Origin of the sequence: Paenibacillus nuruki, from assembly GCF_963311185.1 — a bacterium.
GTDB classification, from domain to species: Bacteria; Bacillota; Bacilli; order Paenibacillales; family Paenibacillaceae; genus Saccharibacillus; species Saccharibacillus nuruki.
Genome location: NZ_OY725677.1, coordinates 4,693,414 through 4,715,071 on the forward strand (window position 1 = coordinate 4,693,414; position 21,658 = coordinate 4,715,071).

The following is a 21,658-nucleotide window of genomic DNA, read 5'->3' on the forward strand; positions in this document are numbered from 1 at the left end:
TTGTCCTCCGTCCGGTTCTGTAATAAGAACGCTATAATTTGAAATTCATAGGTTTTCATTTTTATTATTACCACCGTATGGATAAGACTAAGCGCTTGGCTATACGTGAAAAGATGTATATGCAGGAATTTCATGGTAAAATAGAACACTTCACCAACCACAAAGGAGAGATACATATGACCCAAGCAACGAAAAAACGCAAATCACGTCTGTTTATCATGGGAAGTGTCGTTTTACTTTTGGCTGTAATGACAGGATGCCAACAAAGTCAATCAGCGACGCCAGCGACTACGGAACAACCGACTACAACGCCAACCCAGACTACTGAAAATGCAGCAAGTAATCAAGCAAATAGCATATCAACAAGTTCCAAAGCAGATTCAACTACATTCACAGAAGAGCAAGTAGAGCAAGCTATCCAATTCGCTGCTAATTACAAAAAAGATCAATATACAGTAGGCGAGGAATACAAGAAAAAAACTTCACTAGAAGAAATGATCGAACAAGAAATGACGAAAAATGAATCCTATCTTACAGAAAAACAATTACAATATCAGACTGTATCCAGACTGCTCACTTTACCTATGCAGTTAGCTGTTAAAAAGCAAAGTACCTTAAGCCCTGAAGATCTAGAAATACACAAAAAAGAACCCCAAACCAGACAAGGGGTTCTGCAACTTTCTTATACAATGAAGATCGCTTTTGCGAACGGAGAGCCAAGTATTCCTGTCGAGGGCGAATTACAATTACAGCCTACCGCAGATACATGGAAAGTTAGCTATGATGTGTTTAATCATAACGACTTATTTAACATCATCAATGCCAAATCGTAAAGTGTAAACTACATTTGTATAGAAATATGATCAGGGTGATTATCGCAATTATCGAAGTAATTCTTGTAAAGTCTGTTGCCAGCGTTCCAATACTTCGTCTGCTTGATGAAGCTCAATCGTGATACCGGAAGTAAGGGTAGCATATTTGGCAGTATCTTCGCGAATATGCTCGATGGTAGCGACAAATCGTGCTCTAGCATAGAGGGCATCTGGTAACGCTGGCAAAGGCGTAAGCGATATACGCAAAGCATAAGACACCCCTTGCCAGACAAACGTTAGTAACGCTTGCCCAGTACGTAAAATATTAGTGGTCGTTGTTGTACCTTCCCATAGAGCGAGTCGTAGATGCTCGCTATCTATGGCGATCACTTCACCGACACTAACCATGGCTTGATGCGGATAACCATCTTCATTAACCGTAAGAAGAGGCATCGCTAATTGCTTTTTTTCATGTAATTGCTGTCCATCGAATAACTCTAATAATACAGGGGAAAGTGAGACAGTATTCATCAGTAGACACATCCTTTTCTAAAAAAAATGTCTTGCTATACCCTAACCATCTATGTTAAAAATATATTAATTATACCCGAGTCTGTTGAACCTGTAATCTCTGGGATAGAAGCAGGAAGATTCAACGACTTGAATTGGAGAAGGAGGTGAGGCAGGATGTTGTATTTCCTATTATCTATTACGCTTGAGCGCAGACCGCTTGGTAGCTATAGTATTATTCATTCATTTGGCGAAGACGGGAGAAGTCTGTCCAAAAATGAATATCTTTATTATGGCGAAATGCCGCTCCTGCCTTTATCTCCAGACGGATACAGAGCGTAAGTTTGTCTAGATACGAAGCTACGATTGATCGGTGCAACGGAAAGCAATTCCGATATAATCACTTCGTACGTTCTAGCAAGCCACACGTAACACTCTATACCTGCTGGCATATAAAGCGTCTGCTCTGATGCAAGCAAAAACAGAGAAGTCGCAGGGACATTTCCCTGCGGCTTTTTTGTGTTCTTTACCCTATGCGCACAGATCAGATCGCAAGGCAGAAGCGCATTTCCCTCTACTTTATATACTCAGAGGAGAATGAACAATATGTCTATTATGATCGCCTGTCAGCAGGTTCAACAATATTATGGTGCCGAGCATGTGTTAACGAATGTTACTTTTGAAATTCACAGTGGTCACAAAGTCGGTCTGATCGGAATGAATGGGGCAGGCAAAACAACGCTGTTTCGCATTTTATCCGGTCAAGACAAACCGTTTCAAGGAGAAGTCCATATCCAAAAAGGTGCTAGAGTGGGTTATCTGCAACAGATGCCTGTCTATGCTCCAGATATAACGATCTTAGAAGTTCTGCAAGAAAGCTTTATTCATCTGACCCAATTGCAAGAACGAATGGAGCAACTAAGTATACAGATGTCAGACGAACATCTGGGAGAAGAACAGATGCAACGGATACTTCAGCAGTATGGAGAAGCACTGGATACCTTTGAGCGTGGAGGCGGGTATGAAATGTCTGCTCGAATCGATCGAATCGCGAATGGTCTAGGGATTCCTGCTGAGCATTACGATCGGTCGTTCGAAGGGCTATCCGGTGGAGAAAAGACTAAAGTCGGTCTGGCCACACTATTACTCACCGATCCAGATGTACTGCTTTTAGATGAGCCGACCAACCATCTAGATATGGATGCAGTCGTCTGGTTAGAACAATTTATCAGTCAATCGACAGCAACGGTAGTCGTGATTTCGCATGATCGTTATTTTTTAGATAAAGTAGTCCATCAAATTGTAGAACTAGAGGACGGAGAAGCTACCACGTATCCGATGAGCTATTCAGCATATCGAGATGAGAAACAGCGCCGTCTGGTCAGACAATTCGAAGATTACAAAGATCAGCAAAAAGAAATTAAACGCATCAAAGAGTCGATCAAACGTCTGATCGAATGGGGGAATCGCTCTAATCCGCCTAACCCATCGTTCCACCGCAAAGCGGCTTCGATGCAGAAAGCATTAGATCGTATGGAAAAGGTTAAACGTCCAATTATGGATCGTGCACAGATCGAACTGGATTTGAGACAGAAAGATCGTTCCGGTGATCGTGTATTAGTACTGGATCGAGTCAATAAATGCTATGGAGATAAAGTCTTGTTAAACCAAGCCTCGGCTCTATTACGATATGGGGAAAATGCTGCGATTATCGGTGGCAATGGTGCAGGCAAAACGACCTTATTACGTATGATACTGCAACAAGAATCAATCGATGCCGGCACATTGTCACTCGGCTCACGTGCCGAAGTCGGCTATCTGGCGCAAGAAGCCGCTACACCTGATCTGGGAGAAACAGTACTGCAATGGTTCAAGCTAGCGGCGAAGATGGAAGAAGGCGAAGCCAGAGGACAGTTGGCGAAGTTCTTATTTTACGGATCAGACGTGTTCAAAAAAGTCTCCGGTCTATCCGGTGGCGAATGGAGCCGTCTCCGTCTAGCCATCCTGATGCACGAACGCCCGAATCTGCTGATTCTGGATGAACCGACCAACCATCTGGATATTTCCGCCAGAGAAGCACTGGAAGAAGCATTAGAAGAATTTCCAGGAACGATTTTGACCGTTTCCCATGATCGCTATTTTATCAATCGAATTGCAGGTCAGATTTGGAGTCTGGATAGTGGAGTGTTGAGTGTGAATTTGGGGAATTATGAGGATTGGCGAGAGTGGAAGGAGAAATTAGGTAATTAATAAAAATAAAAAGAGATTCTTTTTAGAATCTCTTTTTATTTTTAATTTTATTTAGAATCCTACTCCATTGCTATTAGTAGTTATTTTGCTATCAAAGTTAGAAGAATTTATCACTGGACTGCTAATTAATATCAAAGCTAGACTTAGCAACAATGTGAATTTTCGCATCATTATTCACCCCTCTAATTAGATTTTCGTAAAATTCTTTCTGATTATCTGTAGAAAAAGCTTTGAATTGTTCAAATAAAGATACACAATCTAGAACTTTATTTTTATTAACTATTTCTAGAGCCATTTCTAAACTTTTTAAAACGTATTTTATTCCATCGTTGTGTAATTCTCTTATTAAAAAATAGAGAGCTAATTCATAATAGAATGTTACCAACCGTGATTTATAGGTAGATTTTTGATAATAATCATTTTGAAAATTGATTTCAGAATCAAATGATATTGAAAAAGTTTTCAAAGTGTTTTTAATATCAAAGTTGTATTTATTAGCAGCTTCTAAAATTACTATTATACTAGGCAATATTTCATTTGGATGTCTTTGAAGAAAATTAACATACTCATCTAAATTAGAGTCGTCACCCATTAACAAGTCTAAATTATGTTTGTTTGCTATAGCAGCTAATTTAAATTTATCAACTTCTTTTTGACCCACGCTATCTAAATCAGGAAACCAACTTAAATCAGCATATCCAGATATATAAGATTTTGCATCAAGATATTTTCCCAAGGATTCTAGAGCAACAGACTTCAAAAGAAAGCTTTGTCCATAATACACAACTATATGACGCTCTGTCTCTTTTGGTGCAATTATTTTTTCAGGATAATGAGGATCAATCTTATAAACTTGTTCTAATAATAATTTTAATTCATCAGCACAGTACTCCATTGTTTTCCAGTCTTGAAGAGTATAATAAACATTTGCTAATTGAAGTAATGCATCTAACATTAAATTTTCGGGTAATCTATTACGATAAGGTTCAAAGCGTATTGCTGATCTAAAGCTTTTTTCTGTATTCTCACCAATCGAAGCTCTAAAAACTCGATAATGCGAAATCGCTAATCTTTCAGAATGCTGATGCTTTTCGTTCTCAATCACACATTCATAGAATGGCAACGACTCTTGTACCTTACCTTCAGCATACAATTCTTCAGCCAATCCAAAGATTGATATCGTATTGTTCAAATCCTCCATCAAACGATCAAGAACTTCTTTGATACAATCATATCTGCCAATCTCTGTACAACGCAATAAAAATGCCTTGATCCGACGCCAGTCTGCTTTTTCATTAATAAAACATTCGTCCACATAATACTCATACATCCAGCCTTCTGCATGACCCAAAGCTTCTGCCATCAAGTCTAACTGCCGAATAGAAATCGATTTTGGAGGATTACCATTCAAGATCCCGCTGATGATACCACGGTTGATTCCAGCCTGTTTACCGAAGCTGCTTAATGAATGACCTTTTTGTCGAATTCCTTTTTCAATCTCAAGCCGTATGGTTGTGGTGTTGGTAATCATAACCGAACACACCCCTTTATGTTGAAAGTTTCCCATTGTTGCGCCCCAGTAAGCCCATGAAATTCAAATTTATTACATTATACATTACGCTTTGAACGGGGGTCAATTACTTTTAATCAAATCTTCAAAATTTAGGAATCACAAAAGACATAGTTACCATGCAAGGGAAGTCATGGTTTCTATGTCTTAGGGGTAACTTAATTCCCATTTTTAGAAATCAGTCGAAGTTTTTTTAACCGTTCAAGATAATCTAATGTGCTATTTATAAAATATATTGTATCTACAGATTATGAAACGCCCAAAAGGTAATAAAGTATCATACGATCAACTTATGCACTGATCTTACGTCAGGCAAATGAAGCTAAATAGTTAGCACAATAGATAGATTATTCTTTATGTTCTCTAGGCATTTCACGTAATTTTTTGAATAATGCTAGACAATCTATAATACGTCCACGATTATACTTTTCGACTGATGTTTCTAGGGCAATTAGAATTTTTTCGAGCTTTTCATCATAGACATTACGATTGCATTGATACAGAGCCAGTTGGTAGTAAATGTTGATATAACGGCTAATTCCAATCGGAATATCTTTATAATGATCCCTTAAAAATTTGCCATGATGGATATAATCTAAAATATCATTTGGATAAATAATGTCGTCATAATCAGCAAGAATATCATCAATATTCATATTATATTTATTGGCTGCTTTTGAAATGATCACTAAACTAGGCAATGCTTCACCGGGATGAGCTTTTAGTAATTCAACATAATCGACTAATTTATCTGTATTCCCTGTTAATAAATCCAAATTCAATTCATTGAATACAGCATATAGTTTGAATTTTTCGACATCTTCTTTTCCGATGTCATCTAAACCTTCAAACCAGCTCAAATCGGCAAACTCTTTCAAATAAGGTCGAGCTTCATCGTACTTTTCCATATGTTCTAACGCCACAAATTTCATAAGATGGCTTTGTGCATAATAAGTCACCAGTGGTCTTTCTAAAAGAACCGTTGTAACAGGTAAGTTCTTTTTTCTTCTTTTACATTCTTGGGCGTAGATAATATTAGATAACACATTCAATTCATTGGCACAGTCTATAACCATATCCCAATCCTGAATAGTGTAATAGATATTGGAGAGTTGTAGTAAAGCTTCCAGTCTCAAATGATCGGGTAAGCGATTACGAAAAGGATGAAAAACCATAGCCAGTCTAAGATTATTTTCGATAATCGGACTGGTTCTTGCTCTAAATATTCGATAATGACTGATGGCTAACCGCTCAGAATGATAATTACGCTCATTCTCGATCACACATTCATAAAAAGGCATCGCCACAATGGCTTGATTTTGCTCTACTAATTCTTCTGCGAGATCAAATACATGAGCGACATGGGCAGGGTCTTCCATCAATGAGTTTAAAATATCACCGATTAGATCATCACGATTGAGTTCGATGCAACGGAGTAGAAGTGTACGAACACGTCGCCAATTCGTTTTATTTTCTTCTGAAAAGCATTGTTCTACAAATAATTCGTATAGCCAGCTTTCCGGTTTGCCCAGAGCTTTAGCCATAGCATCCAATTGAGTGATCGACATGATTTTGGGAGGGTTTCCATTCAACGTAGCACTCAAAATACCACGATTGATTCCAGAAACCTTACTAAAATGACTAAGCGAATAACCCTGCTTATGCATTTCGGACTCAAGTTCAGTAATTAGGGTTATTCGATGCTTCATGCAGATCACCTCGATGTAGTAGGGTATATGTTAAGGCATGGAACGAATGACATTTTGTAGTAAAGAAGTATAGTCTAAATTGAGATTCATATTGCATTTACGTAATGATGTATCAAAGCGTTTAATCGTATTTTGAAGTTTAGTAGACTGACTCGCATGTTTCGATTGATAGACAGCTAACTGGTAACACATATTTGTATACTGATTGTCTGCCACAGATTTTTTTTTCGCTGAATGATCCATATATAAGTTCGTTGTAATATGCTCATGGAATTTTTCGATAATATGATCAACCACAATATTGTATTGATTTGCAGTACTTAGAATCGTCAGCAACCCCGGAATCGTTTCCTTCGGATAGTTTTCCAAAAAGGCAACATAACCATCCAGTACACTAAAATTCCCTTTATATAACTCGGTACAGTAGCTGTTGCCTTGAGCAAATATTTTGAAGCGTTCTACTTCTTGTTGTCCGCACTCATCCAGATCGTCTAACCAACTCAGATCACTATATTTCCTAATGTATGTTGTTGATTCTTCATATTGTCCTACTTTTTGATAAAATATGGATTTGATAAGATACCCTTGTCCATAGTAAACAACGAAAGAACGCTCACTTTTGAGATTATGGTATTTCTTTTCTTTATAAAGTCGATTGGATAATTCGATTAAAGCATCTCCGCACTTTTCCATCAGTAACCATTCGTTAGCGGTATAGTACACATTTGCCAACTGCAACCAAGCATCTAATTGCATATAAGAAGGCAGACGATCACAGAAAGCTTGGAAAGTCACAGCCGCTATAAAGTTCTGTTTAATATCGCGTTTAATCGAATAGCGGAAAATACGATAATGACTGATCGCCAGCCGTTCTGCTTGGTAGTTGCGCTCATTACTCACGACACATTCATACAACTGCATAACACTGTCACTCGGATTATCTACAATGAGTTCTTCAGCCAATTCAAAAACGTGATTAAGATAGGATATGTCTTCAAGCAACAAGCACAAAATACGATCAATCAAAACGTTTCGATTGAGTTCAATACAACGGAATAGGAGTGCGCTAACACGTCGCCAATTCGTTTTACCTTGTTCGTCAAAGCATTGTTCTACAAACAGCTCATACAGCCAACCTTCTGGCTTGCCCAAAGCAGTATTCATTGTATCTAACTGATTAATCGACATCGGTTTGGGAGGGTTTCCATTCAATGTGGCACTTAAAATGCCACGATTGATTCCAGAAATTTGACTGAAACGACTAAGAGAATAACCTTGTCGGGAAATCTCATTTTCTAACTCCGTACATAAGGCTATTCGGTTGTCCATACAGCTCACCTCTTGACTGTTGTATTAAGGCATCGAACGAATAAAAAGTTGTAGCAAAGACGTATAGTCCATCGTACGGCTCATATTGTATCTACGTAATGACATATCAAATGTATTCAATGTATTTTTGAAAATAATAAATTTTTCTTAAAGTTTATCTATATGTCTTTCGGTTGACAGAGCAACATCATTCTTATCTAGTTAATTATAGTTTTAATTTATTTTCCTTATAACAAATATAAATTCTGCTAAATCAAAACGTTTCGATAAACATATTGCTCATATCACCAGCCTTCCGGTCGATCGAGAGCGGCTGCCATACGATCTAGCTGGTTGATCGATATTGATCGAGGTGGATTGCTGTTGAGCGTTGCACTGAGTACTCCACGATTAATACCAGATATCTTTTCAAACTGTGTTAAATTGATTTGTCTGCGTTGAAGTTCTTGCTCAATATGAGAGCGTACTGTATCCAGTGGGCTCATAAACGGTAAGCACCTCCGAAAAATACAATAATCCTTATACGATTCCAGAAAATGATAGTTTTTATTATTCTATAAGTTACTTAAAATGTCAGAGTACCTTTTTTAGTAACTTAGTATAAGGGTTCTATTGACCTATAGAATTTGGGAGTAAACACTCACGGATTACAAAAAAAGGTTGTGATTACAAAATAAAAGAATCCGTTTTTTGAAAACTCCTGTAATAATAAGGATACAAGTTACTTCACTACTGACCTATAAACGGACACGTAGAAGTACAAATGTTGGCTGACAGGATCTCACTACAATCCTATATACCCTAAGCTCATCAGCACGATAGCCACACCATTAGTAAAGTAGCTTGTCGTTTGAACAGAATCATCCTATAGCAATATAGAAACAACTAGCCATACCCTAGCAAGTAAACGTAGTGAGTCCGAAGAATTCTATAGCAACATACCACATAAGTATTAAATTAGTTGATATCATAGAACACCTAAATATTCCCTAAATGAATAGAGAAGACCAGAAAAGAGCATGATCGCCTACAGATCACGCTCTTTTCTGGCGTTTAATGACTACTTTGTTGAATTTCAAAATATTTCCAAAATATATCTTCTAAAATGGTTTTAAATGGATATTTTTGTGGTATATTCTATAAGCTGTTATTTTATATCTAACATGGAGGCTTATGAATGAACAGAGTCAGCATAGCGTTTACCGATTGTGTTAAAAAGAAAATGATTTGGAATCTGATCCCGGCGATGATTATCTTTTTAGTGTGGATGTATGGTATTCATGTCAGTGTCTACGAAGCCATAGGATCTGCTGTTATTGCAGTCATCGTATTAACGATTGGTGATATGATTTCTAGTTATTTTTTTGGCGACACATTCAATACGAATCATCGTACACACTAAGCGAATACTCTAACTTCTATTCTTTCTTCACACTATAAATGAACCTACCTTTCTTCCTATACTATGGAAAAGTTAAAATAAATTGTTGTTTACAAAAAAACAAAAAGTACTGTTTTAAAAACATGTGTCATACTCGGTGGCAAGAGTAACAAGGAGATACGTTATTCTGCCCGGTGATGCGCCCCACGTAGAACTGTGCAACGTCAATCTAGAACACATAAATAGCTAAATGATAAAGAGCATCTTGATCTCGGAAATATACCGGATTAAGGTGCTTTTTGTTTCAGTAAGAGAGCTGTGGCTTATTATGAGAGAAGAGACTATTTCTTTGCTGAGATCAACTGACAAACTCAAAAGGGAAATTTGGTTTTTTTGATAACTTGTGGGAAAATATAGAGGCACAGTGGTTTCTATAAATACTGTAGATTTGCAAAACTAGAGGTCTGCTTCAAATTGGTTTATGATAAATAGGAGGTGATCGATATGAGTGCATTCAAATCATGGTTAAACAGTACGAAAAGCAACTTGAATGATCAGATGAAAAAGTTCAAAAATAAGGACTTTTTAGAAGCGATCGTAGCAGGTTGTGCTCTTGTAGCGGCAGCAGATGGTAATATCAGCGCAGATGAAAAGCAAAAAATGGCAGGTTATATCGGACGCAATGAGCAATTGAAAGTGTTTGATATGAGCTTGGTGATTGCTCGCTTTAATCATTATGTAGAAAATTTTGAATTTGATGCGATTATCGGTAAGCAAGAAGCGCTTAAAGCGATCAGTAAATTCAAAAGCAAACCTGAAGAAGGTCGCTTGTTGATTGGTGTATGTAGTGCAATTGGTTCAGCTGATGGTGACTTTGATCCTCAAGAGCAAGCGGTTGTACGCGAAATCGCGACAGTTCTTGGCTTGAATGCTTCTGAATTTGGACTGTAAGTCGGGTAAGAATGAAGGCAGTTTCAAAAAAGTTGAAACGATTCTCCGGTAATAACAGTATTACATATCAGTATTACAAAGGAGGTCATATCATTTTATGAGTATCAGCTTAGTCAAAGGTCAAAAAATTGATTTAACCAAAGGCAATAGCGGTCTGAATCAACTGGTGGTTGGTTTGGGTTGGGATCCCGCAGAAACGCAATCTAAAGGATTCTTCGGTATGAAAAAAGCAAAAGCAGATATCGACTGTGATGCTTCAGCGATTCTGTTGGATGCAAATGATAAATTGACCAAAGCTACCAACTTGGTCTGCTTTCATAACTTGACGAGCGGTTGTGGTTCTGTCAAACATAGCGGCGATAACCTAACTGGTGAAGGTGCAGGAGACGATGAGCAAATCCATATCGATCTTTCTAAAGTACCTGCTGATGTGAATAAAGTGCTCGTTGTGGTTAATATTTATCAAGCAGAGCAACGCAAACAAGATTTCGGTATGATTTCGTCTGCTTATATTCGCATTATGAATGGACAGAATCAACAGGAATTGGTTCGCTTTAATCTGACGGATGATTATTCCGGTATGACAGCATTGATTACGGGTGAAATTTACCGTAACGGAGCAGAATGGAAATTCAACGCAATCGGTCAAGGAAAACAGGCCGCACATATCGATATTTTGGCTCGCCAATATTCGTAATCAGTAAGCGTTATCTTCAACAGCAACTCCAAATCATACACATGGAAAGAAGGAATTGAACATGGGAATTAACTTATCTAAAGGACAAAAAGTAGATTTAACGAAAAGTAATCCAGGATTGGCTAAGATCACTGTAGGTCTTGGTTGGGATACAAATAAATATGATGGCGGCGGAGAGTTCGATTTGGACGTATCTGTATTTTGCGCGAATACTGAAGGTAAAGTATCTAGCGAGAAAAACTTTATTTTCTTCAACAATCCTCAAAATGAAAATGGTTCTGTCGTACATACAGGCGACAACCGTACAGGCGCAGGCGATGGCGACGATGAGCAAATCAAAGTAGACATCCCGAACGTACCTGCTGATGTAGACAAAATTGCATTTACAATCACAATCTATGAAGCAGCAGCTCGTAACCAAAACTTCGGTCAAGTATCTAACGCTTACGTTCGTATCGTAAACGATGATAACAACGAAGAATTGATCCGCTTTGACCTTGGAGAAGATTTCTCTATCGAAGCAGGTGTAGTTGTTGGTGAATTGTACCGTCATGGCGCAGAGTGGAAATTTAACGCAATCGGTAACGGCTACAAAGATGGTCTTGCAGGATTGACACGCGACTACGGCTTACAATAAACGTTTGGTATCTAGCGTTTGGCAGTAAAAACGCGACCCAGTGCAATGAAAAAATGATTTTTGCAAAGCAAAATATCTTACTTCTAGCGTTTGGCAGTAAAAACGCGACCCAGTGCAATGAAAAAATGATTTTTGCAAAGCAAAATATCTTACTTCTAGCGTTTGGCAGTAAAAACGCGACCCAGTGCAATGAAAAAATGATTTTTGCAAAGCAAAATATTGTAACATTTTCTATCTTTTAAATAAGCTGTCAACGAGGCGGAGCGCATAGCTCCGTTTTGTTTCAGTCTCATACGTAGTATGACATTACAGTGATGGTAAGGAGTGAACAGAGGATGACCATTAATTTATCCAAGGGGCAACGGATCGACCTTACGAAAACAAATCCAGGACTAACACGTGTTGTGGTAGGTCTGGGCTGGGACACGAACAAATATAGCGGTGGTAGCGATTTTGACTTGGACGCTTCGGCATTTTTATTGCATGAAGATGGCAAAGCCAAAACAGAAACGGATTTTGTATTCTACAATAATCTAACGACCTACAATGGTGCTGTTACGCATACCGGAGATAACCGAACAGGTGAAGGTGACGGGGACGATGAGCAGATCGTTGTCGATTTCAGCAAAGTACCTGCTAGCATTTCGCGTATCGGAATTACCGTTACGATTCATGATGCTGATGCACGTGGACAGAATTTTGGACAGGTAAGTGCTGCTTTTGTACGGGTAGTCAATGAAGATAACAATAGTGAAATTTTGCGCTTTGATCTAGGTGAAGAATTCTCTACAGAAACAGCAGTAGTGTTCTGTGAGTTCTATCGTCAAGCAACAGATTGGAAGTTCCAAGCGATCGGTAGTGGATTCTCAGGCGGACTGGCAGCATTGTGTCAGAACTACGGATTACCAGTATAATCCTGTTGTCTCAACAAATAAGGCAAAAGCATGAACTATACATGAATAGGGTGGGTTTCCTGCCCTATTTTTTTTAACTCGTCACTAGCATTTAATGCTAAAATAGGAAAGAACAATGGACCATTTACGTCATAAATTACGGGGTTAAACAATTATGAGTGTAGCTATTGTTAAAGGACAAAAAACAGACATAACCAAAACAACACCAGGGCTTCAACAGCTTATTATTTCGCTGGGTTGGGAAGCACCTGCTTCATTAGAATTAGATACTTCTGCTTTTTTGCTTCAACAAAATGGAAAAGTGAAAAGTGATAATGATCTTATTTTTTATGGTAACCCGGGCAATTCTTTTATTACTTATGTTGAAAATGCGACAGGCAGTGATGCTCGTCAATTTAAAGTAAATGTAGGAGCGATTCCGCAAGATATTCAAAAAATTGCGGTAACGCTAACCATTTACAATAGCGATAAACCGACAGAAAATTTTAGTCAGGTGAATCGTACGTACTTACGTTGTACCCATGAAGCGACAGGTGCAGAGATTTTTCGCTATGATATCGATTCCCAATTTTCATCAGAAACTGCGATTGTGGTAGGGGAACTCTATCGTTATCAGACAGAATGGAAATTCGCAGCAGTAGGAGCAGGTTATTTTGGTGGACTTAAAGAATTATGTGGTAGTTATGGTGTTGAGGTAGAAGATACACCTGCTCCCACACCGCCACCAACACCACCAGTACCTCCTAAGCCTGTTTCGCCACCACCACCGCCGCCTCCTGCACCAGCTCCAATACCGGCGAAGCCGATGAATCTTAATCGACCATCGACTCCACCTCCTGCTCCTCCAGCGCCAACACCAGCTCCTACGCCTTCAGTAAACTTAAATCTATCCAAGATTGAGCTTAAGAAAAAAGGCGATGTGATTAATCTTCAGAAAAAATCGGGCGGTACCCTCGGGGAATTACTGATCAATCTGAACTGGAATCGTCAGGAGAAAAAAGGATTATTCAAACGTAGTTCAGGAGTCGATCTGGATCTAGGTTGCTTGTATGAATTACAAGATGGTGATAAAGGTGTAGTTCAAGCACTCGGTAATTCTTTTGGTTCTTTGACAAATTGGCCTTTTGTAGCGCTAGACGGTGATGACCGAACAGGTGCTATAGCAGGTGGCGAAAATATGCGGATTAACGGTAACAAAATATCCGAAATCAAGCGTATTCTGGTCTTTTCTTTTATCTATGAAGGTATTACACGTTGGACAGATGCCGATGGTGTCGTGACTATTTCTCAACAAAATGGACCTGATATTATTGTGCGTCTAGACGAAGCAGATAATCGCAGTCCGATGTGTGCGATTGCAATGATACAAAATGTGGGTAATGAAACTTTTAGTATCGAAAAGTTGGTTCAGTATTTCAAAGGTCATTCGGATATGGATCGTGCTTTCAATTGGGGCATGCGCTGGAAAGCCGGTAGCAAAGATTAGGCTATCGCTATAGATGATGATAATGAACATACACAGAATTTACACAAATCGGTATTACAAGTGTTGATACACCTCTAAAATAATTAGAATGTGGACATCACGCTTAACACACGAAGTGTATATGGAGGACGATGTATGGACTGGTTCAGTAATTTTTTTCAAAGTATTGCTGATAACTACGGTCACTTCTTCTCATGGAGTGAGATTGCTGCAACTCTATCCGATCCAGTGAGCTGGGGAGTTATTGCAAGTCTTGTACTATTAGAAGGATTATTGTCCGCTGACAATGCGCTTGTGTTAGCCGTTATGGTCAGACATTTGCCACCGAAACAGCAGAAAAAGGCTTTGTTCTATGGTATTCTCGGAGCCTATCTTTTCCGCTTTCTGGCGATTGGTCTTGGAACGTATCTGGTTACATTTACAGCAGTCAAAGTCATTGGCGGATTGTATCTGTTCTATATTGCGTACAAAGGATTATTCAAAGGCGGAGACGAAGACGAAGTACAGAACAAGCCAATGTCTTTCTGGAAAACCGTATTAATGGTTGAAATGATGGATATTGCATTCAGTATTGATAGCGTCGTGGCTGCTTTTGGTATCAGTAATGAAGTCTGGGTACTATTCCTGGGCGGTATTATTGGTATCTTGATGATGCGTGGCGTTGCTCAATTGTTCTTGAAACTGATTAATAAGTTCCCTGAACTTGAAAAAACCGCTTTTATTTTAATTGCGATTATTGCAGTCAAAATGATTGTAGGCGCATTTGGTTTTGAAATTTCTCAAGTGTTGTTTTTTGCAATTCTTATTGTGGTGTTTGTAGGAACGATGGTCATCAGTTCGATTCGTCGTAAAAAAGAACAGTCTTAATCAGGATTGCTGCTACAACAGATTGGATGATCCCTCCTGCCTGCACAATAGGAGGGATTTATTTATTATACGGCGGCTTAACAAGCTCAAGTTTCGGTGCAACAAAGGAGGAGACTTATGCGTTACTTTAATTATTTATCGCTTGAAGAAGAACAGGAATTGTTCTATTCAGCACCGATTCATTATAATAACTCTTCCGAACAGGAACTATTGGCGTATGCCGTAGGCGCAGCACTATATTGTCCTGCAACACGTCCCACAATTGCTAGAGATATTTTGACAGAGCGGCATCAAGGATTGACTTCATGGGTACTTGATCTAGAAGATGCTGTTGGAGATCATCAGGTAGCAATGGCTGAAGAATTATTAGTACAACAACTGACACAACTGTATATCCAATTACAGCAAGAACAGGTGCATAGAGATCGGTTACCTTTGTTATTTATTCGTGTACGCAGTATTGGGCAATTAGAGCGAATGATCGACCAGTTAGGCGAAATGATGAAGTTGATCACAGGCTTTATGTTACCCAAATTCGATCCTGAACAAGGATTGCAATATTTTCAAGCGATCGCACGTTATAATCAGGAGAAAGATATTCATGCTCCTGTATTGTATGGACTACCTATCTTGGAGACAGCTGCTGTGATCTACCGTGAAAGTCGGGTTGAACATTTATTAGCGATCAAAAAAATATTAGATACGTACAAACCGTATGTACTGAATGTACGGATTGGTGCGACTGATTTCTCCAGTTTATTCGGATTACGTCGTAGTCCAGATATGACAATTTATGATATTGCGCCTATTCGTGACTGTATGTCTGATATTATTAACTTATTCGGTCGCATGGATTCGCCGTATGTAATCTCAGGGCCGGTATGGGAATACTTTGCCAATGGTGAACGTGTACTCAAACCGATGTTGCGTCAATCGCCTTTTGAAGAAGCGCTTGGTGATGATGGACGTAAGTTACGGAAAGAGTATATTAATCGTCATGTGGATGGATTGATTCGCGAAGTCATTATGGATAAAGAAAATGGAATTATAGGCAAAACGATTATTCATCCAACGCATATTGGTCTGGTACAATCACTATATACAGTGACCCGCGAAGAATTTGAAGATGCGGAAAGTATTATTCGTAACAACAATGGCGAACTTGGGGTATTCAAAAGCGGTTATGCTAACAAAATGAATGAAATCAAACCTCATTTAAATTGGGCGCAAAAAATTATAGCAAGATCACAAATTTATGGGGTGCTACATGAACAACAACATTTCATCTCTCTTCTCTCAGAGCAAGAACAACGTATATACGTATAAGATTCTAGAAGACTTAACGGTAAACGTAGAAGTGCAACATAATCCTTTTCAATTAGAGTTAGATCACTTATTTACGATGGCAGCACGTATTAATCCTAAGCGCTCGTTTTTATTTGTCAGCAAAGTATTAGGCAAACATCTGGCGGTTGATCCTTATTTGTCATTGCTGAGTGGAGCAGTTCTATCATTGTTACTTTACAATGATATGCGGGAACAATCTGATCCCAAGATAACAGCGTTACTGCCTCGTATTCTACAAGCGATGTCATCCGGTGAAGGCTTGGCAGAAGCCTATCATGAATTGATGAACCTAAAGCTTGTTTTACCTGCGCCTGTATCGTTTATTGGCTTTGCCGAGACAGCGACAGCGTTAGGTCATAGTATGTATCAAGTGTTTGATCGGGGAGCTCAGTATGTACATACGACACGGCATGATATAGCCGGTCTATCCTCGGTAATTACATTTGAAGAAGAACATTCCCATGCAACAGCTCATCGCTGTTATGCCCAATCGGAAGGTATGATTACAGGCAACGATCCGATTATTTTGGTAGACGATGAGATTACGACAGGCAAAACAGCCCTTAATATTATTCGGGAAATTCATGCTGAATATCCACGTGATACGTATTATGTTGCTTCGTTACTGGATTGGCGAGAAGATGCTCATGTTCAGCGATTTGCTGATCTAGAACAAGAACTGAATATTACGATTACAGTGCTGTCATTGATCAAAGGACAGATTACGGTGGATGGACAACCAAGTCTGACTCATGATCCGATGACACTGCATGAGCAATTAGCAGATATTCCGGTAGATATGATTTATCTGGATCATCTGTTTGCACAGCAAGAAGGATATGCCTCTATTGATGGGCATGGTCAACAGAATCGTGCTTCATTGATGACAGGTACAGGACGATTCGGTATCGGTGCACATGATAATCTATGCAACACCATCAGTATAGAAAAAGCTGCACAATTACTTGTTGAGCACAGAACCGGTCAACGGACATTATGTCTAGGAACCGAAGAATTTATGTATATTCCGATGCGAATCAGTAGTGAAATGGGTGATGGCATTAAGTTCCATTCCACAACACGTAGTCCGATTTATCGTTCACTCATGCCGCATTATAGTATTCAGACAGGAGATACCTTCCCCTCTCCCGAAGATAGTAGTGTAACCAACTTTGTATATAACATTCCGGAAGGGCATTATGATGATGTATTTGTCTTTCTAGAACGCGATGTCCCTCAAGAACGTATCCAACCATTAATCGATGTATTACGCTCCAAGCTGTTCCAGCAGATTCATATCGTGATCTGTGGTCCTCAAATGGTGCAAGAGAAAGGGATAGATCATGACCGAACATAAACAAGAGCAATTGCTAGCATTCCCCTTACCACATCCAGAACCTCTTGGAAGCTACAGTCCATCCGATGTGATTTTCCTATTGAAAGATTTAAGTAATGTGAATTTAGAGCGTGGTACCGAGGAACGTGAAGAAGCGATCCAGACGGGAACCCACTATTCGGAAATGTTACCTGTAGAATATCAACCAACTCCTGAATATATTCAGTTATTTCATGAAACGTTAGCCGAATCTGCTGAAAAAGTAGCTTTGGCTGCGGGTGTAGTGAGTGAACTGATTTTGCATAAACGTGGTCAAAAACTGGTTCTAGCTTCGCTTGCTAGAGCAGGTACGCCTATCGGTATCTTGATGAAGCGCTATTTGATGCAACAATATGGATTGGATGTTCCGCATTACAGTATCTCTATTATTCGCGGTAAAGGGATCGACGAAAATGCGCTGAAATATATTTTCCAACAACATGGCGCAGAGCAAGAATTACAATTTGTCGATGGTTGGACAGGTAAGGGCGCAATCCGTCAGGTATTGATTCAGGCTTGTGATCAATTTGAAAAAGATTACGGGGTTCGTCTGAATGATGATCTCGCTGTACTGGCTGATCCAGGCTTCTGCTCGGATACGTATGGCACACGCGAAGACTTTTTGATTCCAAGTGCTTGTCTGAACTCGACCGTATCTGGATTGATGAGTAGAACGGTACTGCGTGACGATCTGATTGGTGAACATGATTTTCATGGTGCTAAATTTTATAAAGAATGGTTAGATAGCGATCTATCGAATGTATTTGTCGATCAGGTATCTTCTTATTTCCCTGCTATCGCTGAAGAAGCCAAAAAACAAGCGCAACAATTGCTCGATACGCCTGAACCGATCACATGGCAAGGGCTAAGTGATATTCGATCGATTCAAGATCAGTATGGGATCGAAGATATCAATCTAGTGAAACCGGGCGTAGGAGAGACGACACGTGTCTTGTTACGTCGTGTACCGTGGAAAATTCTTGTTGATCGTGAAGACAATCCGAATCTGCGTCATATTTTGCTGTTGGCTAAAGATCGTGGTGTGCCTGTCGAAGTCTATCCGAATCTAACGTATTCTTGCTGTGGCATTATTAAGCCAAGGCAGGGGGAAAGCGAATGATCTATGCTAGTGATCTGGATCAGACGTTAATCTATTCGGTACGCTCGATGGGAATGGATGTCGATCTATCGGTGATGCAACCTGCGGAGACGTACAAAGAACGGATTATTTCTTATATTTCCATAGCAACTCTTCAACAATTGCAACGTGTAGCTCAGCAGATCACTTTTGTACCGGTCACGACTCGTACACTCGATCAATATGCGCGTATTCATATTTTTCAAAATAACGTAATTCCACAATATGCGATTACCAGTAATGGAGCAAATATTCTAGTCAATGGAGTGGTTGATCAAGCATGGCACGAGCAGATTCTGGCAGATGTGTATGCCAAGTCGGCTCCTGCGGCAGAAGCATTAGCTATATTCCATAGCGTATCTGATCCCAGCTGGATCGTAGCGGAACATTTCTGGGAAAGTACATTTTATTCTATTGTAGTAGATCGTGAATTAATGCCACTGGATACTGTGCTTGCTCTTCAACCGCAATTAGAATCGTTAGGCTGGGGGATGTCAGTGCAAGGACGCAAAGTGTATCTGGTTCCTTTTCCAGTCAGCAAAAATCGGGCGATTACTGAAGTGAAGCAAAGAGTAGGCGCTTCGAAAGTAATTGCTTCAGGCGATTCGATTTTGGATCGTGGCTTACTGGATATTGCAGACTATTCGATCGCTCCTGCTCATGGTGAATTGTATCGTGAGTCAGTAGCTGAGCCTGCACTTCGTCATTATTCGTTTACATCTAAAGCAGGCATTTTTGCCGCAGATGAGATTCTGCAATATGTAGTGGCTACATTAGATACAGAAGGGAAAGTCAGCTATGAGTCATAAAGTACGGGTCTGGTTCAATCGTTGGTTTGCTGTCGGATATCATTATATGAACAATATTCGTCATAACCCGGATGGACTGGAATTTGAAATTTACGGTACACATCGGGATGCAGAACATGTTTCGTTTCAAGCTTGTGATTATACAGAGATCGAACCGGCGCTACCGGGTGATGAGTATGTAGCTTATTGTCTGGATTTCTGTAAGCGTCATAAGATCGATGTCTTTGTGCCACGCTGGCGGATGATCAATATTGTGAGAGCGATTGATTCTTTTGAAGCGATTGGTGTCAAAGTAGTAGCTTGTACGAATCTAGAACTACTGGATGTGATCGAAGATAAAGGTAACTTTTATCGTTCAGTCGAGCAGAATGGTCTGATGGTTGTGCCTGAATATCATCTAGTGCATAATGTGGCAGAATTCAAGCAAGCGTATGATGATTTGACTAGTAAAGGGCTAGGGGTATGCTTTAAGCCTACTCGTTCAGAAGGTGGACTGGGATTCCGCATTATTCAACCGAATTATAATGCTTTAGAGGAATTGCTAGACGTTCCCAATGTTAATATTTCGTATGAGCAAACGGTTCAGATCTTATCTTCTATTGAGTCTTTCCCTGAGCTTATGGTTATGGAAGTACTAGAAGGGCATGAATATAGTATCGATTGTCTGGCTTCTCCAACAGGAGAATTGTTAGCGGCTGTCCCTCGCCGCAAAGCCGATGGCGGACGTGCACGTTTACTTGAGAATGTACCGGAATTGATTCGACTTGCGGAGGAAGTGGCGCAGTTCTATAAGATTCCGTATAATTATAATTTACAACTGAAGTACCAAGGCGATATTCCCAAAGTGTTAGAGATCAATCCTCGTATGTCTGGTGGATTGCATATCTCCTGTCTGAGTGGTGTCGACTTCCCTTATTTAGCTGTCAAATTAGCATTAGGTCATGCTGTAGAAAAGCAGAATCCAGAGTTTGGTATTCTAGCGAGCTATGTAGAGCAACCTGTATTAATTCGTAAATTGGAACAATCTTAACTATAAAACGTATGTTATTAGATATGTTATTCAATAGTGCATTGTGATTTTAGACGAAAGGCAGGCGAACCGTAATGACGTTTTGGAAAACGTTTGGTAAATCAACCGTAGGTGGTATCGTAGGTTATCTAGCAGGAATATTAGCAGGATTTTGGTTTACAGAAGACTATATTACATTAATCTTCCCGGTTGTGGGGACGTTAGCTGGTGTGGTCTGGGCGAAGCTAAGCAGTAATCCTACCGCTAATCTAGAGAAACCACTCGCAGAACCTGTTCATGTGCAAGACACGCTTACAACCGATCAACCTCTTGTGCCGACCCTTACAGAAGAACGTCCTGCCAATCGTCTATCTTCCTCTAGCCCTACACCTGTTGTGGAACAAGAAGCCGTACCGCCGATTTTTCAACCGGTGCTAGAATATTTAGCGGTATTAGAAGATATGGTCATCTCTGAAGGGCAGAAAGACAATCTGGATAATGAGATTGTTGAAAAGTCCTGTTCGTTGTTTTTACGATTACAACGCGTATTGCCGATGCTAGGTGAGCTTCATAATGATGAGATCAACCATACGGTAAAACGACTGGTGCTGAAGGACTTAAACAGTATCATTAATCCCTTTTTGCGACTCAGTGGTGAAGCCAAGTCCAAAAATAGACGTGTATTACTCGATGGTATTCGAGATGTAGATAGCCGAATTACACATATCGTCAAAACGATAGAACATAAAGACTTGATGGAGTTACAGACAAGGGCAGAACTTCTTCACCAACGCTACTCCTGATTGACGGTACAATATCTATTTCAGTATGAAGAAGATGTTTATTGATAATAAGGAGGAAGAACTT

The 21,658-nt window shown here is 39.6% G+C and carries 21 protein-coding genes; 16 read left to right on the forward strand and 5 right to left on the reverse strand.

The annotated features are described in order from the left end of the window. Positions 1-176 precede the first annotated feature (176 nt). Entirely contained in the window at positions 177-833 is a 657-nt protein-coding gene (locus RCP16_RS20825) for a hypothetical protein (protein WP_308641234.1), read from the forward strand. A 48-nt stretch (positions 834-881) separates the two neighbouring features. Here the strand turns inward: RCP16_RS20825 and RCP16_RS20830 are convergent, their stop codons facing one another. Next, positions 882-1,343, reverse strand: a complete 462-nt coding sequence (locus tag RCP16_RS20830) for a pyridoxamine 5'-phosphate oxidase family protein (RefSeq protein WP_308641235.1) — start codon at positions 1,341-1,343, stop codon at positions 882-884. A 156-nt stretch (positions 1,344-1,499) separates the two neighbouring features. Between RCP16_RS20830 and RCP16_RS20835 the strand changes: the two genes are divergently transcribed. Beyond that, the gene (locus tag RCP16_RS20835; RefSeq protein WP_161594256.1) at positions 1,500-1,664 is read left to right on the forward strand and encodes a hypothetical protein; all 165 of its coding nucleotides are present in this window, start codon (positions 1,500-1,502) and stop codon (positions 1,662-1,664) included. Positions 1,665-1,928: 264 nt separating this feature from the next. Continuing rightward, positions 1,929-3,572, forward strand: a complete 1,644-nt coding sequence (abc-f, locus tag RCP16_RS20840) for a ribosomal protection-like ABC-F family protein (RefSeq protein WP_308641236.1) — start codon at positions 1,929-1,931, stop codon at positions 3,570-3,572. Between the two features lie 121 nt (positions 3,573-3,693). On the opposite strand, the gene RCP16_RS20845 is transcribed toward abc-f, so the two are convergent. From RCP16_RS20845 to RCP16_RS20860, 4 genes are all read right to left on the reverse strand, one after another. Continuing rightward, positions 3,694-5,103: a DNA-binding protein gene (locus RCP16_RS20845; protein WP_308641237.1), complete on the reverse strand. Its 1,410-nt coding sequence runs from the start codon at positions 5,101-5,103 to the stop codon at positions 3,694-3,696. A gap of 386 nt (positions 5,104-5,489) precedes the next feature. After that, positions 5,490-6,851, reverse strand: coding sequence for a DNA-binding protein (locus RCP16_RS20850; RefSeq protein ID WP_308641238.1), 1,362 nt, complete (start codon positions 6,849-6,851; stop codon positions 5,490-5,492). Between the two features lie 30 nt (positions 6,852-6,881). After that, a complete protein-coding gene (locus tag RCP16_RS20855; protein WP_273592604.1) occupies positions 6,882-8,180 on the reverse strand; it encodes a DNA-binding protein in 1,299 nt (432 codons plus the stop codon). 284 nt (positions 8,181-8,464) lie between these two features. Then, entirely contained in the window at positions 8,465-8,665 is a 201-nt protein-coding gene (locus RCP16_RS20860) for a helix-turn-helix domain-containing protein (RefSeq protein WP_308641239.1), read from the reverse strand. 692 nt (positions 8,666-9,357) lie between these two features. Here RCP16_RS20860 and RCP16_RS20865 point away from each other — a divergent pair. From RCP16_RS20865 to RCP16_RS20925, 13 genes are all read left to right on the forward strand, one after another. Next, complete coding sequence (locus RCP16_RS20865) at positions 9,358-9,582, forward strand: hypothetical protein (protein WP_308641240.1); 225 nt, start codon at positions 9,358-9,360, stop codon at positions 9,580-9,582. A 483-nt stretch (positions 9,583-10,065) separates the two neighbouring features. After that, the gene (locus RCP16_RS20870) at positions 10,066-10,512 is read left to right on the forward strand and encodes a tellurite resistance TerB family protein (protein WP_069327704.1); all 447 of its coding nucleotides are present in this window, start codon (positions 10,066-10,068) and stop codon (positions 10,510-10,512) included. Between the two features lie 97 nt (positions 10,513-10,609). Next, positions 10,610-11,209: a TerD family protein gene (locus RCP16_RS20875; protein ID WP_069327705.1), complete on the forward strand. Its 600-nt coding sequence runs from the start codon at positions 10,610-10,612 to the stop codon at positions 11,207-11,209. A 61-nt stretch (positions 11,210-11,270) separates the two neighbouring features. After that, a complete protein-coding gene (locus tag RCP16_RS20880; RefSeq protein WP_069327706.1) occupies positions 11,271-11,846 on the forward strand; it encodes a TerD family protein in 576 nt (191 codons plus the stop codon). Between the two features lie 335 nt (positions 11,847-12,181). After that, positions 12,182-12,760, forward strand: a complete 579-nt coding sequence (locus tag RCP16_RS20885; RefSeq protein ID WP_069327707.1) for a TerD family protein — start codon at positions 12,182-12,184, stop codon at positions 12,758-12,760. Between the two features lie 154 nt (positions 12,761-12,914). Beyond that, entirely contained in the window at positions 12,915-14,246 is a 1,332-nt protein-coding gene (locus RCP16_RS20890; protein WP_308641241.1) for a TerD family protein, read from the forward strand. A 135-nt stretch (positions 14,247-14,381) separates the two neighbouring features. Then, positions 14,382-15,113 carry a TerC family protein gene (locus tag RCP16_RS20895; RefSeq protein ID WP_069327709.1) on the forward strand — a complete coding sequence of 244 codons (732 nt, stop codon included), beginning with the start codon at positions 14,382-14,384 and terminating at the stop codon, positions 15,111-15,113. 117 nt (positions 15,114-15,230) lie between these two features. After that, positions 15,231-16,439 carry an HpcH/HpaI aldolase/citrate lyase family protein gene (locus RCP16_RS20900; protein WP_308641242.1) on the forward strand — a complete coding sequence of 403 codons (1,209 nt, stop codon included), beginning with the start codon at positions 15,231-15,233 and terminating at the stop codon, positions 16,437-16,439. Next, positions 16,381-17,817: a phosphoribosyltransferase family protein gene (locus RCP16_RS20905; protein ID WP_308641243.1), complete on the forward strand. Its 1,437-nt coding sequence runs from the start codon at positions 16,381-16,383 to the stop codon at positions 17,815-17,817. Before RCP16_RS20900 ends, RCP16_RS20905 begins: the two co-directional genes overlap by 59 nt. Beyond that, complete coding sequence (locus tag RCP16_RS20910; RefSeq protein ID WP_308641244.1) at positions 17,804-18,955, forward strand: cysteine protease StiP family protein; 1,152 nt, start codon at positions 17,804-17,806, stop codon at positions 18,953-18,955. The genes RCP16_RS20905 and RCP16_RS20910 overlap by 14 nt, the downstream gene beginning before the upstream one ends. Beyond that, positions 18,952-19,782 carry an HAD family hydrolase gene (locus RCP16_RS20915; protein WP_069327712.1) on the forward strand — a complete coding sequence of 277 codons (831 nt, stop codon included), beginning with the start codon at positions 18,952-18,954 and terminating at the stop codon, positions 19,780-19,782. The genes RCP16_RS20910 and RCP16_RS20915 overlap by 4 nt, the downstream gene beginning before the upstream one ends. Then, on the forward strand, positions 19,772-20,812 hold the full coding sequence (locus tag RCP16_RS20920; RefSeq protein ID WP_137223074.1) for an ATP-grasp domain-containing protein: 1,041 nt from the start codon (positions 19,772-19,774) through the stop codon (positions 20,810-20,812). The genes RCP16_RS20915 and RCP16_RS20920 overlap by 11 nt, the downstream gene beginning before the upstream one ends. A gap of 74 nt (positions 20,813-20,886) precedes the next feature. Beyond that, positions 20,887-21,594 (forward strand): hypothetical protein, encoded by a 708-nt coding sequence (locus RCP16_RS20925; protein WP_069327714.1) that lies wholly within the window; start codon positions 20,887-20,889, stop codon positions 21,592-21,594. Positions 21,595-21,658 lie beyond the last annotated feature (64 nt).

Excerpts from the sequence above, each read along its gene's own strand:
- RCP16_RS20825 (WP_308641234.1), top strand. The coding sequence starts at position 177 with ATGACCCAAGCAACGAAAAAACGCAAATCACGTCTGTTTATCATGGGA.
- RCP16_RS20830 (WP_308641235.1), bottom strand. The coding sequence starts at position 1,343 with ATGAATACTGTCTCACTTTCCCCTGTATTATTAGAGTTATTCGATGGA.
- RCP16_RS20835 (WP_161594256.1), top strand. The coding sequence starts at position 1,500 with ATGTTGTATTTCCTATTATCTATTACGCTTGAGCGCAGACCGCTTGGT.
- abc-f (WP_308641236.1), top strand. The coding sequence starts at position 1,929 with ATGTCTATTATGATCGCCTGTCAGCAGGTTCAACAATATTATGGTGCC.
- RCP16_RS20845 (WP_308641237.1), bottom strand. The coding sequence starts at position 5,103 with ATGATTACCAACACCACAACCATACGGCTTGAGATTGAAAAAGGAATT.
- RCP16_RS20850 (WP_308641238.1), bottom strand. The coding sequence starts at position 6,851 with ATGAAGCATCGAATAACCCTAATTACTGAACTTGAGTCCGAAATGCAT.
- RCP16_RS20855 (WP_273592604.1), bottom strand. The coding sequence starts at position 8,180 with ATGGACAACCGAATAGCCTTATGTACGGAGTTAGAAAATGAGATTTCC.
- RCP16_RS20860 (WP_308641239.1), bottom strand. The coding sequence starts at position 8,665 with ATGAGCCCACTGGATACAGTACGCTCTCATATTGAGCAAGAACTTCAA.
- RCP16_RS20865 (WP_308641240.1), top strand. The coding sequence starts at position 9,358 with ATGAACAGAGTCAGCATAGCGTTTACCGATTGTGTTAAAAAGAAAATG.
- RCP16_RS20870 (WP_069327704.1), top strand. The coding sequence starts at position 10,066 with ATGAGTGCATTCAAATCATGGTTAAACAGTACGAAAAGCAACTTGAAT.
- RCP16_RS20875 (WP_069327705.1), top strand. The coding sequence starts at position 10,610 with ATGAGTATCAGCTTAGTCAAAGGTCAAAAAATTGATTTAACCAAAGGC.
- RCP16_RS20880 (WP_069327706.1), top strand. The coding sequence starts at position 11,271 with ATGGGAATTAACTTATCTAAAGGACAAAAAGTAGATTTAACGAAAAGT.
- RCP16_RS20885 (WP_069327707.1), top strand. The coding sequence starts at position 12,182 with ATGACCATTAATTTATCCAAGGGGCAACGGATCGACCTTACGAAAACA.
- RCP16_RS20890 (WP_308641241.1), top strand. The coding sequence starts at position 12,915 with ATGAGTGTAGCTATTGTTAAAGGACAAAAAACAGACATAACCAAAACA.
- RCP16_RS20895 (WP_069327709.1), top strand. The coding sequence starts at position 14,382 with ATGGACTGGTTCAGTAATTTTTTTCAAAGTATTGCTGATAACTACGGT.
- RCP16_RS20900 (WP_308641242.1), top strand. The coding sequence starts at position 15,231 with ATGCGTTACTTTAATTATTTATCGCTTGAAGAAGAACAGGAATTGTTC.
- RCP16_RS20905 (WP_308641243.1), top strand. The coding sequence starts at position 16,381 with ATGAACAACAACATTTCATCTCTCTTCTCTCAGAGCAAGAACAACGTA.
- RCP16_RS20910 (WP_308641244.1), top strand. The coding sequence starts at position 17,804 with ATGACCGAACATAAACAAGAGCAATTGCTAGCATTCCCCTTACCACAT.
- RCP16_RS20915 (WP_069327712.1), top strand. The coding sequence starts at position 18,952 with ATGATCTATGCTAGTGATCTGGATCAGACGTTAATCTATTCGGTACGC.
- RCP16_RS20920 (WP_137223074.1), top strand. The coding sequence starts at position 19,772 with ATGAGTCATAAAGTACGGGTCTGGTTCAATCGTTGGTTTGCTGTCGGA.
- RCP16_RS20925 (WP_069327714.1), top strand. The coding sequence starts at position 20,887 with ATGACGTTTTGGAAAACGTTTGGTAAATCAACCGTAGGTGGTATCGTA.